General features: G+C 72.0%; 11 protein-coding genes. 6 read left to right on the plus strand and 5 right to left on the minus strand.

Features of this window, described 5'->3' with window-relative positions; genetic code table 11:
- Positions 1-93: 93 nt before the first annotated feature.
- Positions 94-1,539, plus strand: coding sequence for a purine-cytosine permease family protein (locus ACFXKZ_RS20975; RefSeq protein ID WP_380002400.1), 1,446 nt, complete (start codon positions 94-96; stop codon positions 1,537-1,539).
- Here the strand turns inward: ACFXKZ_RS20975 and ACFXKZ_RS20980 are convergent, their stop codons facing one another.
- Both ACFXKZ_RS20980 and ACFXKZ_RS20985 read right to left on the minus strand, forming a co-directional pair.
- Positions 1,540-1,890, minus strand: a complete 351-nt coding sequence (locus ACFXKZ_RS20980) for a DUF1330 domain-containing protein (RefSeq protein WP_380002401.1) — start codon at positions 1,888-1,890, stop codon at positions 1,540-1,542.
- Between the two features lie 140 nt (positions 1,891-2,030).
- A complete protein-coding gene (locus ACFXKZ_RS20985) occupies positions 2,031-2,573 on the minus strand; it encodes a CGNR zinc finger domain-containing protein (protein WP_380002402.1) in 543 nt (180 codons plus the stop codon).
- 39 nt (positions 2,574-2,612) lie between these two features.
- On the opposite strand from ACFXKZ_RS20985, the gene ACFXKZ_RS20990 reads away from it, so the two are divergent.
- Positions 2,613-3,596, plus strand: a complete 984-nt coding sequence (locus ACFXKZ_RS20990; protein ID WP_380002403.1) for a DMT family transporter — start codon at positions 2,613-2,615, stop codon at positions 3,594-3,596.
- Here the strand turns inward: ACFXKZ_RS20990 and ACFXKZ_RS20995 are convergent.
- Positions 3,583-5,139, minus strand: a complete 1,557-nt coding sequence (locus tag ACFXKZ_RS20995; RefSeq protein ID WP_380002404.1) for an FAD-dependent monooxygenase — start codon at positions 5,137-5,139, stop codon at positions 3,583-3,585. The genes ACFXKZ_RS20990 and ACFXKZ_RS20995 overlap by 14 nt on opposite strands.
- Before the next feature lie 526 nt (positions 5,140-5,665).
- Here ACFXKZ_RS20995 and ACFXKZ_RS21000 point away from each other — a divergent pair.
- Positions 5,666-5,935, plus strand: a complete 270-nt coding sequence (locus ACFXKZ_RS21000; RefSeq protein WP_380002405.1) for a hypothetical protein — start codon at positions 5,666-5,668, stop codon at positions 5,933-5,935.
- A gap of 6 nt (positions 5,936-5,941) precedes the next feature.
- Entirely contained in the window at positions 5,942-7,723 is a 1,782-nt protein-coding gene (locus ACFXKZ_RS21005) for a glycoside hydrolase family 3 protein (RefSeq protein ID WP_380002406.1), read from the plus strand.
- Positions 7,724-7,742: 19 nt separating this feature from the next.
- Here ACFXKZ_RS21005 and ACFXKZ_RS21010 read toward each other — a convergent pair whose 3' ends face one another.
- Positions 7,743-9,179: an MFS transporter gene (locus tag ACFXKZ_RS21010; RefSeq protein ID WP_380002407.1), complete on the minus strand. Its 1,437-nt coding sequence runs from the start codon at positions 9,177-9,179 to the stop codon at positions 7,743-7,745.
- A 247-nt stretch (positions 9,180-9,426) separates the two neighbouring features.
- On the opposite strand from ACFXKZ_RS21010, the gene ACFXKZ_RS21015 reads away from it, so the two are divergent.
- A complete protein-coding gene (locus tag ACFXKZ_RS21015) occupies positions 9,427-9,966 on the plus strand; it encodes an ArsR/SmtB family transcription factor (protein ID WP_380002408.1) in 540 nt (179 codons plus the stop codon).
- Positions 9,963-11,204: an MFS transporter gene (locus ACFXKZ_RS21020; RefSeq protein ID WP_380002409.1), complete on the plus strand. Its 1,242-nt coding sequence runs from the start codon at positions 9,963-9,965 to the stop codon at positions 11,202-11,204. Before ACFXKZ_RS21015 ends, ACFXKZ_RS21020 begins: the two co-directional genes overlap by 4 nt.
- Before the next feature lie 84 nt (positions 11,205-11,288).
- Here the strand turns inward: ACFXKZ_RS21020 and ACFXKZ_RS21025 are convergent, their stop codons facing one another.
- Positions 11,289-11,777 carry a DUF6328 family protein gene (locus ACFXKZ_RS21025; RefSeq protein ID WP_380002410.1) on the minus strand — a complete coding sequence of 163 codons (489 nt, stop codon included), beginning with the start codon at positions 11,775-11,777 and terminating at the stop codon, positions 11,289-11,291.
- Between the last annotated feature and the right edge of the window lie 184 nt (positions 11,778-11,961).

Genomic DNA, 11,961 nt, shown 5'->3' on the forward strand with positions numbered 1-11,961 from the left:
AATTCATTCAGACCGTTGACGTTGGTTTAAATGCATGCAAGATTCTGCGCACCACAACGCCACGTACGTACGCAGATCGACGGGGAGACGCCCATGACCCTCGAGCAACCGCCCGAATCCCGTCTCGCGGTGGAGCACCGCACCATCGAGGTGATCCCCGACGCGGAGCGGCACGGCACGCCGCGGAGTCAGTTCACCCTGTGGTTCGGGGCGAACATGCAGATCACCGCGATCGTCGACGGCGCCCTCGCGGTGGTCTTCGGCGCCGACGCATTGTGGGCGATCCCCGCCCTGCTGATCGGCAACATCCTCGGCGGCATCGTCATGGCGTTGCACTCGGCCCAGGGACCCCGGTTGGGTGTGCCGCAGATGATCTCCAGCCGCGCGCAGTTCGGCGTCTTCGGCGCGGTGCTGCCGCTGGTCATGGTGATCCTGATGTATCTCGGCTTCGCCGCGACCGGCAGTGTGCTGGCCGGGCAGGCGGTCTGCGAGATCCTGCACATCGACAACACCAAGGTCGGCATCCTGATCTTCGGCGCGCTGACCGCCGTGGTCGCGGTGACCGGATATCGACTCATCCACCTCGCGGGCCGGATCGCGACGGTCGCCGGCATCGTGGGTCTGGGCTACCTGGTGATCGCTCTGTTCGCCAAGTACGACGTCGGCGCGCACGTCGGCAACAAGTCGTTCGACCTCGCGACCTTCCTGCTCGCGGTCTCCCTGGGCGCGGGCTGGCAGTTGACGTTCGGTCCCTACGTGGCCGACTACTCCCGGTACCTGCCGCGCGAGACCAGCGAACGCGCCACGTTCTGGTCGACCTTCGCCGGCAGCGTCATCGGTTCGCAGTGGTCGATGACGCTGGGCGCGCTGATCGCCGCCGTCGCGGGTGACGCCTTCCTGCCCGACCAGGTGGGATTCGTCGGGGATCTGGCCGGGCCGGCGTTCGTCGCGTTCCTGGTCTACCTGGTCATCCTGGTGGGCAAGCTGACGGTCAACTGTCTCAACGCGTACGGCGGCTTCATGTCGATCCTGACCACCGTGACCGCCTTCGACGGCCGGTCCCGGATCTCGCCGGTGGTGCGCGCGGCGTACATCGTCGCCTTCACCGCGACATCGGTCGTGATCGCGATCGCGGCCAGTGCGGACTTCCTCGGCAACTTCAAGAACTTCGTCCTGCTCCTGCTGATGGTCTTCACCCCGTGGAGCGCCATCAACCTGACGGACTACTACCTGATCTCGCGCGAACGCGTCGACATCCCCGCCCTGTACGACCCGAACGGCCGCTACGGGCGCTGGAACATCCCGGCGCTGACCTGCTACGTGGTCGGCGTCGTCGCGCAGATCCCGTTCCTGGCCCAGAAGTTGTACACCGGACCGCTGACCGAACGCCTCGGTGGCGCGGACATCTCCTGGATCGTCGGCCTCGCGTTCACCGCGGTGATCTACTACGCGTGGGCCCGCAAGACCAACAACCCGCCCGCCGAGACCATTTACCCGGCGGCGGATCGCGGCGACGACGCCGCGAGGGTGCTCGTGTAGCTACTCGCCCCCGGCCGTCGCCGCCCGCATCTTCGCGACGGTGACGGCCGGGTCGTAGTTCTCGGGGACACCCTCGACCAGGATGATGTCGCCCTCGATGTGCCGCGAGCGCAGGGGGGCGATCTCCTGGTATGCGGGCGAGTCCCACCAGGTCCGGGCCTCGACGATGCCGGGGAAGCCGATCATCACCACGCCCCCGGGCCAGGTGCCCTCCTTCACCTCGTGCGGCGTGACGTGCACGAGGAAACGGCCGCCGTACGGCGCAAAGGTGCCGGGCAGGCGCTCGATGTAGTCGGCGATCTCGGGGTGCGGAGCGGCGTCCCGCAGCTTGGCGATGGCGTAGGCGGTCATGTTCGTTCGCTCCTCTGTCGTCGTGTTTCCCTGGCGAAAACCAACCTAGGCAGCCGCCGACGACGGGGAATCGGTCGCGCATGGGTACTTTCCGTGTGCCGCTTCGGTGCCGGTCGCCGTCGCCGTCCTGTTGATCGCGATCACGCCCCGCGCGCACCCCGGCGGGCGCGGTAGGCGGCCACCGCGTTGCGGTTGCCGCACGCGGTGCTGCAATAGCGGCGCGAGCGGTTGCGGGTGAGGTCCAGGACGATGCCGCCGCACCCCTCGTCCGCACACAGGAACAGCCGGGACATCTCGTCCGTGCGGACCACGTCGGTCATCGCCATGGCGGTCTCCACCACCACGCGGCTCGCCAGTGGCGCGTCGCCGGACACCGCGTGCAGGTGCCAGTCCTGATCGTCGTGCCGCACGAGCTGCGGAAGCGCGCCGGCGTCGGCCAGCATCGTGTTCGCCAAGCTCGCGGCGCGGTCGCGGTCGGCGGTGAGCAGCTCGCGCAGTACCGGGCGCAGCGCACGCAGGCCGGCGAGTTCGGCGGCGTCGCCGTCCCGGCGGCCGGTGTAGCGATGCTCGGCGTACCACGCGTCCACGTCCTGCACCGTGGTGAGGGTGTCCGGCGCCTCCGCGCTGTTGATCAGCGCCACGACGGCCTGCAGCGACGACTCGGTGTCATGACCAAAAATCATTTTGACAGCTTACCGACCGCACCCTTACCGTCATGATCCATGACCGATGTAGCCCATGACATACCGCGTGTGCGCAGCTTCTCCGGCCCCTCCACCCATGCGGGTCTCGGCGGCGGTCTCCTCCTCGCCCTCGTCTCGGCGACCTCCTTCGGCATGTCGGGGTCGTTGGCGCGGGGGCTGCTCTCGTCCGGCTGGAGTCCGGGGGCGATCGTGCTGGCCCGGATCGGCCTCGCCGCGCTGGTCGTGGCGCCGTTCGCGGTCGTGGCCCTGCGCGGGCGGTGGCATCGACTGCGCACGCAGGCCCGCACCGTGCTGGTGTACGGCGTACTGGGCCTGGCCGGCGCGCAGTTCTGCTTCTTCTCCGCCGTCACCACGATGGACGTCGCACCCGCGCTGCTCATCGAGTACACCGCCCCGGCGGCGGTCGTGCTCTGGCTCTGGGCGCGCCGCGGTCGGCGCCCGCGACCGTTGACCCTGGCCGGCACCGGGCTGGCGGCCATGGGCCTGGTCCTCGCCGTCGACCTGTTCTCCGGCGCCGATCTGGCCTGGTCGGGCGTGGCCTGGGCACTCGCGGCGATGGTGGGCCTGACCGCCTACTTCCTGATCGCTGCGGACACCGACACCGGCCTGCCCCCGGTGGCGCTGACCGGTGCCGGTCTGGTGGTCGGCACGGTCACCCTCGCCATGCTCGCGGCGGTGGGCCTGCTGCCGATGCATGCCGGCCTCGACCCGGCCGCCTACCGCACCGGCAGCACACCCTGGTGGGTGCCGGTGCTCCTGCTCGGCCTGGTCACCGCCGCCCTGGCCTACACCACGGGCACCGCGGCGGGCCGCCTGCTCGGCTCCCGCACCGCCTCGTTCGTCGCCCTCCTTGAGGTGGTCGCCAGTGTCGGCTTCGCGTGGTTGCTGATCGACGAGGCACCGAACGCCGCCCAGACGGTCGGCGGCCTGCTGATCATCGTCGGCGTCGTCCTGGCCGGACTCGACAACCGCCGAGACCCCGCCGCGCTCAGCGGCCGGTGAGCGCGGCGAGGGTGTCGCCGACGGTCGTCCCGTTCGCCGGTCCGTCGCGCCAACGTGCCGCGACATGGCCGTCGGGGCGAACCAGCACGGCCCCATCGGCGTCGATGCCGCAGAGTTCGCGGTGTTCGTCGGGCAGGGTCTCGATCCGCAACGGGGCTGCCGGCGCGGCGCGTTGCTCCCAGCGGATGGGATCGGGGGTGAGCAGGGTGAAGCACTCGCCGACCGCGTCGAGCGTGGAGCGGCCGTCCGCGAGCCACACGTGCGGCATGCGCCGGCCCGGCTCCGCGCTCGGCACGTAGTTCGTGTCCGCGTCGGAGGGTTCGGGTGGGGCGTCGCCGTCGGAGCACACGGCGCCGGAGCGGTAGCCGACCCCGAGCACCAGGCCGAGTTGCGCGAAGTACTGTTCCGTCCAGGGCAGTTCGACACCGTCCGTCGGCGCGGCGCCGGCATCGAGCCGCTCCCGGCGGCGGTTTTGCACCTCGACCAACAGCCGGGTATTGGCCACCGCCTGACCAAGGGTGCGGTGCGCGACGGGCAGGCGTTCGGTCTGGTAGGACTCCACCAGGACCGGGTCGGCCCATCCGTGCAGCACCCCCGCCAGTTTCCAACACAGGTTGTGCACGTCGGCCAGGCCCGTGTTCATCCCCAGACCGCCGAAGATGGGCAGTGCGTGCGCGGCGTCGCCGGCCGGCAGGATGCGGCCGTGCCGGAACCGTTCGGCGACGAACGCGTTCATCACCCACGGCTGCACCCGCAACACCTCGACCCGGACGTCGGCGGCGGGGCCGAGGGCCCGTGCGACGACCTCGGCCCAGTCGACGGGCTCGGCGGTCGCCGGCGTGGGGCCGAACCAGGCCCAGCCCCCTTCCGGATAGAGCGGGGCGAGGGTGCCGTGCGCGGTCAGGTACACCCCGGCCGGTTGCTCGGCGCACCAGCGGAGGTCGGCGTCGAACACGACGGTGGTGAAGGGGCCCAGCGCGCCGGGACCGGTGGTACCGATACCCACCGCCCGCCGGACGGTGGAGTTCGCGCCGTCGGCGCCGAGCAGGTAGCGGGCCCGCACTCGCAGTTCGGCGTCGCGTCCGTGGTCGACGAGCGTGGCCACCACGCGGTCGGGGTCCTCGGCCACGTCGACGAGCTCGACGCCGAAGCGCACCGGGGCGCCCGGCGCGGCGAGCAGGATGGGCTCCAGGCGGTCCTGTGAGGTGAGCACGCCGAATTCGGGGCTCTCGGGCACCGGCGCGGCGACGCCGACCATCGCCGCACTGGCGAAGTCGCGGTCGTACAGGGTGTCGCGGAAGCGTACGCGGCCGTATTCGGGGGCGAACCCCGCGGCCCTGATCCGGGCGGCCAGGCCGAGTCGGCGAAAGATCTCCATGGAGCGCACGTTGACCAGCCGGGACCGGGGGAAGGGCGACAACTCGCGGTGTCGCTCCACGAGCAGTACCCGCACACCCCAGCGTTCGAGCAGTGCCCGGGCGGTGAGGCCGACCGGCCCGCCGCCCACGATCAGGACCTCCACCTCGGCGTCCACCACGCGCATGGCGATCTCCTCTGGCCCACCTCGGGTCGGTCGGCGCACTCGGTGACGGTGCCGGGCGCACGATCGGCGGCTCGGCCGGCACACCCCGTTCGAAGACGGTGGTGCGGGTGGGATGCGGCGGCGAACGGGTCGAGTCGGCGACGTGCCCGGGTACGCGGCCAACGGTAGCCCTGTCACCACCCTCACGAGCGAACCCCGCCCGTACCCGAAACCGGCGTGTCGCGGGCCCGACGCACACACCCGCCACAGCCCGACCCCACCGACCGGGTGGGGGCGCAGCGCGGTTGGGGCCAACGTACGTGAGCGTGGGGCGAGTTCGGATGCGCGCGTCGCGGGCGGGCAGGGCGAGGGTGTGGGGTCCAGGGATGTGTTGCGGACCGGGTCCGCGCGATCGGCCGGCGGCGCGTGCGGGAGCGGCGCTGCCGCAGGAGAGGGCCCCGAGCGCCCCCGCTCACGGTCCGTCGCCGCTCGTCCCCACCATCTCGCGCAGCGCCGCCACCCACTCCTGTGGTCCTTCGGTCACGCCGTGCTGCGCGGGCTCACCGGAACCCTCGGGCTCGCCGGGTTGTTCATCTCACACGACCTGGGCATGGTGCGCGCCGTGAGCGACGATGTCGCGGTGCTCTGTCTCGGGCGGGTGTGCGAACAGGGTCCGACGGAGGACCTGTTGGCCGCACCGGCGCATCCGCATACCGCCGTGCTGCTCGCCGCCGTGCCCGAGCCCGGGCGGGCGCTCGGCGACGGGCACGACCCCACCCGGCATCGCCCCGACCACTCCACCCAGTACGAGGACTGATCCGCCATGCTCCGGACTCTTCGCCACCACGACGGCACCCCCTTCCGCGACCTCAACCACAACGGGACCATGGAGCCCTACGAGGACCCCCGGCTCCCGATCGACGAGCGGGTCGCCGACCTGCTGGGCCGGATGACGCTGGAGGAGAAGGCCGGGCTGATGTGTTGCGGCCGGATGATCCCCGGCAACGGCGCCCGGGTCCCCACCGGGGCCGAGCTGATCGGCGAACGCGGCGTCAACACCTTCGGGTTGACCGCCATGCCCTCGCCGGTCGAGACGGCCCGGTGGAACAACCACGTGCAGGACCTGGCCGCAGCGACCCGCCTCGGCATCCCCGTCACGCTCGCCTCCGACCCGCGTCACGGCTTCACCGAGAATCCGGCCACCGCGTTCACCGGCGGCGCGTTCAGCCGAGGGCCCGAACCGATCGGCCTCGCGGCCACCGACGACCCCGCGCTCGTCGAGGAATACGCCGCCGCGATCGCGGCCGAACTGCGCGCGGTGGGTGTGCGGGTCGCGATCCACCCGATGGCCGACCTCGCCACCGAGCCCCGCAAGCCGCGCACCAGCGGCACCTTCGGCGAGGACGCCGACCGGGCCGGACGCATCCTGGCCGGCTACATCCGGGGCATGCAGGGCGAGCGGTTGGGCCCGGACAGCGTGGCGTGCATGACCAAACACTTCCCCGGGGGCGGGCCCCAGGAGGGCGGCGAGGACCCGCATTTCGCCTACGGCACCCGCGCCGTCTACCCGGGCGGCAACCTCGACTACCACCTGAAGCCCTTCGAGGCCGCCTTCGAGGTGGGCACCGCCCAGGTGATGACGTGCTACTCGATCCCGACGGGCACCGCGCTCACCGAGGTCGGCTCCTCGTTCAACCGCGACGTGCTGACCGGACTGCTGCGCGAGCGGTACGGGTTCGACGGCGTGGTGTGCAGCGACTTCAACGTGCTCACCGGCATGGAGATCCCCGGCATCGTCGCGCTGCCGCCGCGCAATTGGGGCGTCGAACACCTCACCCTCGCCGAGCAGGCGGTGCTGATGCTGCACGCGGGCGTGGACCAGTTCGGCGGGGAGACCCGTTCCGACCTGATCGTCGACGCGGTACGCTCCGGCGCCGTCGACGAGGCGCGGATCGACGCGTCGGCCCGGCGCATCCTGCGCGACAAGTTCCGCCTGGGCCTGTTCGACGACCCGTACGTCGACCCCGAGGCCGCCGAGCGGGTGGTGGGCCACCCCGCGCGCGTCGAACTCGGCCGCCGGGTGCAGCGGCGCTCCCTGGTCCGGCTCACCGGAGAGCCGTTCGCGGACACGCCGGGGCGCCGGCTGTACGTGGAGAACATCGACCCCGCAGTCGCCGCCCGCTACGGCACGGTGGTCGAGCGCGTCGAGGACGCGGACCTTGCCGTGGTCCGGATCGACGCCCCGTACGAGGTCCGCGAGGGCCTGCTGGAACGCCACTTCCACGCCGGATCCCTCGACTTCCCCGCCGCCGAGATCGACCGCCTGCGCACACTGTGCGCGACCGTGCCGACCACCGTCGACGTCTTCCTGGACCGCGCCGCGATCCTCACTCCGCTCGCCGACAGCGCCGCCGCCCTGCTCGCCGACTTCGGCGCCGACGACGACCTCGTCCTGGACGCGGCCTTCGGCCGCGCCCCGACACCCGGCACGCTGCCGTTCGACCTGCCGTCGTCGATGGAGGCCGTGCTGGACTCCCGCGAGGACGTGCCCTTCGACACCCGCGACCCGCTGTTCCGCTGCGGCCACCCGCATACGACCCGGTGACGGGCCGGGACGCCGGCGCTCAGGAGGGGGTTCGGGACGCGCGACGGGAGACGTCGCGTGTCCCGGGCCCGGCGGAGGGCGGCGCGGCGGTGCGGGGGATGGCCGCCGCGGTGAGTGCCGCCGCGAGGGCCGCGGCGGCGGCGAGGGCGAAGACGATGCGGTACGCGTCGAGCGAGGCGTAGGTGCCGCCCGCCGCGTCCCCCGCGCCCGCCGGCACCGTCGTGGTGACCGTGGTCAGCACGACGGCGACCACCGTGCTGCACAGGGCCTGGCCGATGGTGCGCATCAGCACGTTCAGGCCGGTCGCCGCCGCCGTCTGTGCCGCCGGCACCGCCTGGATCACCAGGGTCGGCAGCGCCGAGTACACCAGCCCGGTCCCGACCGAACACATCGTCGCCCCGGCCGTGATCGTCCACATCTGCTCGCTGGTGAACACCCGCACCACGTAGGCCCCCGCGATCACCAGCGCCCCCGCCACCAGCGTCAGGCGAGCCCCGCGCGCGGCGGACAACCGGGCCGACACCGGCGACATGACGACCATCGTCACCCCGCCGGGCAGCAGGCACAGGCTCGCCACCAGCGCGGACGCCCCCAGGCCGTACCCGGTGCCCTCGGGCGCCTGGACCAGTTGCACCGTGGCCAGCCAGTTGGCGTAGAAGGCGAAGCCGGTCACCAGCGCCGCCAGATGCGGCAGCAGCACCGTCCGGCGGGCCGCCAGGCGCAGATCCACCAGCGGTTCGCGCACCCGCAGCTGCTGCCGGCCCCACAGCGGCAGGACGAGTACGCCGGCCGCCCCGACGCCGAGCACCGCCGGACTCGTCCACCCCCAGTCGCCGCCCTTGGACACAGCGAGCAGTACGCCCACCAGGCCCGTGGTCAGCAGCAGCGCGCCGACCACGTCGAACCGACCCGGCGTGCGAGCCGACGAACGCGGCAGCACCCACCACGAAAGCGCCGCGCCGAGCGCGCCCAGGCCGGTGGTCACCCGGAACAACACGTGCCAGTCCGCGTGCTGCACCACGATCGACGCCAGCGGAAGTCCGGCCGCCGCCCCGATGCCCACCGTCGAACTCATCAGCGCGACCGCCGAGCCGACCCGGTGCGGCGGCAGTTCGTCGCGCAGGATGCCGGTCGCCAGCGGCACCACGGCGGCGGCGGTGCCCTGGAGCGCCCGCGCGGTGATCAGTACGCCGATGTCGGTGGTCAGCGCGCACAGCGCCGAACCCACCGTCATCACCACGAGCGCGCCGACCAGGATGCGGCGCCTGCCGTACATGTCGCCGGCCCGCCCGAGGACGGGGTTGAGCACCGCGCCCGAGAGCAGCGTCGCGGTCAGCATCCAACTCACCGTGCCCGGCGAGGACCCGGTGTCGCCGGGAAGTGCGGGCAGCAGCGGCACGATCACCGTCTGCATGAGCGCCATCAGGACTCCGCCGAAGGCCAGGGTCGGCACCATCAGACGGGAACGAAGGCCGGATGAGGGTACTGCGGTCGACACGCGGCGACTCCGGGATCCGGGGGCCGTCAGCTGACCTGACGGTCCGTCAGATCAGTTCTGTCACGAACTCCCCCGGAACGCCGGCACACGTGACGGAGGTCGCACCATGTCGCACGACCGCACGACGTCGTACGACGGAGCCAATTTCGAAATCGCGGACGAAAACCTCTTGCCCAATGGTCAAGAAACGTTGACCATTACTCGCATGCCTACGGATGATCTTCCCGAGACGTTTCACGTCACCACCGACGAGCAGTTGCGCGCCGTCTCCAATCTCACGCGTCACCGGATCATGGCCGTGCTCCGCTTCGAGCCGGCGACGATCACCCGGATCGCCGAGCGGATCGGCATCGCGAAGGGCAGTTCCAGCTATCACGTGCGGCTGCTGGAGCGGGCCGGCCTGGTGAAGGTGGTCCGGACCCGGAAGGTGCGCGGGGTCACCGAGCGCTACTACGCGATGGCCGCGCGGTCGATCGTGCTGCCGGACCCGGGCGAGGGCGGGCCGGATGTGCTGATGCGGCACGCGGTGGCGGATCTGGAGGAGTCGCCGGCGGCCGGCGAGCGGCACGTGCGGATGGCGCATCTGCGGCTCACCGAGGAGCGGTTCGCGGAGTTGGGGGCGCGACTGAACGCCCTGGCGGACGAGTACCGGGAGTTGTCCGATCCGTCGCTGCCCGACGTGTCGCTCGTCTTCGCGCTGTTTCGCCCCGCGTCGCGCGAGCGGGCCGAGGGGGACGCCAAGTGACTTCGGACGGGGGGAAGTTGCCGACCGGGTTCGGCCGACTGTGGACCGCGCAGACGGTGTCCTCACTCGGTGACGGGGTGTCACATGCCGCTCTGCCGCTGCTCGCGTTGACGTTGACCCGGGATCCGATGGCGCTGGCCGTCGTCACGGCCGCGGGGACGCTGCCGTGGCTGCTCTTCGGGGTGCTCGGCGGTGCGCTGGTGGACCGCTGGGACCGCCGGCGCACGATGTGGATCGCGGACACGGCGCGCGCGGTGTTGCTCGCGATACCCGCGGCGGCGGCCGTGCTCGGCGTGCTGAGCATTCCGCTGCTCGCGGTCGTCGCCTTCCTGCTCGGCGTCGGCGGACTGTTCTTCGACACGGCCGCCACGGCCTATCTGCCGGATCTGCTCCGCCGCGACCCAGCGCTCCTGGAGCGCGCCAACTCCCGCCTACGCGGCGCCCAGACCGCCGCGTCCGGCTTCGCGGGGCCGCCCGCGGGCAGTGCGCTGCTCGCACTCGGGCGAGCCGTGCCGCTGCTCACCGACGCGGCGTCGTTCCTGCTCTCGGCGCTGCTCGTACGGACGCTGCCCGCCATGCCCCGGCCCGAGCCGGAGGTCCGCGAGTCGCTGCTGCGGCAGGCGCGTGCAGGGGCCTCGTATGTCTTCCGGGACCGACTGCTGCTCGGGCTCGCGCTTCGCCCGGCGATCGGGAACATCGCCTTCGTCGCGGTGGAGACCGTGCTTGCCCTGTTCGCGCACGACCGCCTCGGCATGGACACCTACGGCTTCGGCCTGCTCCTGACGGCGGAGGCCACCGGCGGCCTGCTCGGCGCGGGCATCGCCTCGTCCCTCGGCCGACGACTCGGCACCGGCACCGCGCTGACCTGCACGGCCGCCGTCGAGGGGTTTGCCGTCCTGGGCCTGGCCGCCGCGCCGAATCCGTACCTCGCCGGCCTGGCGCTCGCCGTCTGCGGAGCGGGCATGGGCGCCACGATGGTGCTCGGCCCCTCCCTCCGGCAGGCGATCGTGCCCGCCCATCTCATGGGCCGGGTGGCCTCGACCTCCCGCATGCTGGGCATGTGTGCCGCCCCGTTCGGGGCCTTCCTCGGCGGATGCCTGGCCACCACCTACGACGTCCGCACCCCGCTCTACGCCGCCGCCGGCCTCCTCCTGACGATGACGGCCGTCACCGCGTCCATGACCGACAACCGCCGGGTCGAGGAGGCACTGCGCGCCGCCGTCCCGGTCGAGGTGTGATCCCCGCCGTCGAGCCGATGCCGGATGCGCCGTAGGGCCGAACGTGGCGGGGCCGACCGGTCGGGCCCCGCGGCCGCCCGCCGGCTATTCCGCTTCTCGTGATCCCGCTGCACCCAGGCGCAGCGCCAACGGCAGCACGAGCCACCAACCGAGGAACCAGATCGCGGCCCCCGACGTGAGCACCGCCGCGGTGACGGGGCCGGTGGCAACCCGCAACAGCAGCAGCAACGAGCAGCCGATGGTGCAGGCCAACAGGCCCACCCCGAGCGGCACAAGACGGTTGGCCACACGGACCAGTCCGGGCTTGCGACCCTGTCCGGCGACGGCGCGATGCACCGAGACCACGGACACCAGGACCCCCATCGAGGCCGCGCCCAGCACCACGGCGGCCACGTACAGGCCGTTGTCGAAGTCGCTCAGGGTGTCGAACTTGGGGGTGAACACGACGCTCAACAGGAAGCCGAACAACACCTGCGCCCCGGTCTGAACGACCCGAACCTCCTGGAGCAGTTCGTTCCACCGTCGGTCGGCCCGCTCGTCCGCGCTCTCGCTCCGGCCGTCCTGTTCGCGCATGCTGTCCCCTTCGTCGGTCTCGCGTTTGCGTGGGGGACGACTTCCCCGACCGCCGCGAGGGCACACGGGTTCGACTGCCGGATCGTGCCGCGCGACCACGAGTTCGATCCCGCCCGGCGAGCAACTCCCGTATCGGGGAGGCAAGTTCGTCGCCGGGATCGATCACGCACCGGCTCGGAGAGCC

The sequence above is a fragment of the Embleya sp. NPDC059237 genome (genome assembly GCF_042754105.1).
Lineage (GTDB): Bacteria > Actinomycetota > Actinomycetes > Streptomycetales > Streptomycetaceae > Embleya.

Bases quoted from the DNA above. Each gene is read 5' to 3' on its own strand.
- ACFXKZ_RS20975 (WP_380002400.1), top strand. From the start codon at position 94: ATGACCCTCGAGCAACCGCCCGAATCCCGTCTCGCGGTGGAGCACCGC.
- ACFXKZ_RS20980 (WP_380002401.1), bottom strand. From the start codon at position 1,890: ATGACCGCCTACGCCATCGCCAAGCTGCGGGACGCCGCTCCGCACCCC.
- ACFXKZ_RS20985 (WP_380002402.1), bottom strand. From the start codon at position 2,573: ATGATTTTTGGTCATGACACCGAGTCGTCGCTGCAGGCCGTCGTGGCG.
- ACFXKZ_RS20990 (WP_380002403.1), top strand. From the start codon at position 2,613: ATGACCGATGTAGCCCATGACATACCGCGTGTGCGCAGCTTCTCCGGC.
- ACFXKZ_RS20995 (WP_380002404.1), bottom strand. From the start codon at position 5,139: ATGCGCGTGGTGGACGCCGAGGTGGAGGTCCTGATCGTGGGCGGCGGG.
- ACFXKZ_RS21005 (WP_380002406.1), top strand. From the start codon at position 5,942: ATGCTCCGGACTCTTCGCCACCACGACGGCACCCCCTTCCGCGACCTC.
- ACFXKZ_RS21010 (WP_380002407.1), bottom strand. From the start codon at position 9,179: ATGGTGCCGACCCTGGCCTTCGGCGGAGTCCTGATGGCGCTCATGCAG.
- ACFXKZ_RS21015 (WP_380002408.1), top strand. From the start codon at position 9,427: ATGCCTACGGATGATCTTCCCGAGACGTTTCACGTCACCACCGACGAG.
- ACFXKZ_RS21025 (WP_380002410.1), bottom strand. From the start codon at position 11,777: ATGCGCGAACAGGACGGCCGGAGCGAGAGCGCGGACGAGCGGGCCGAC.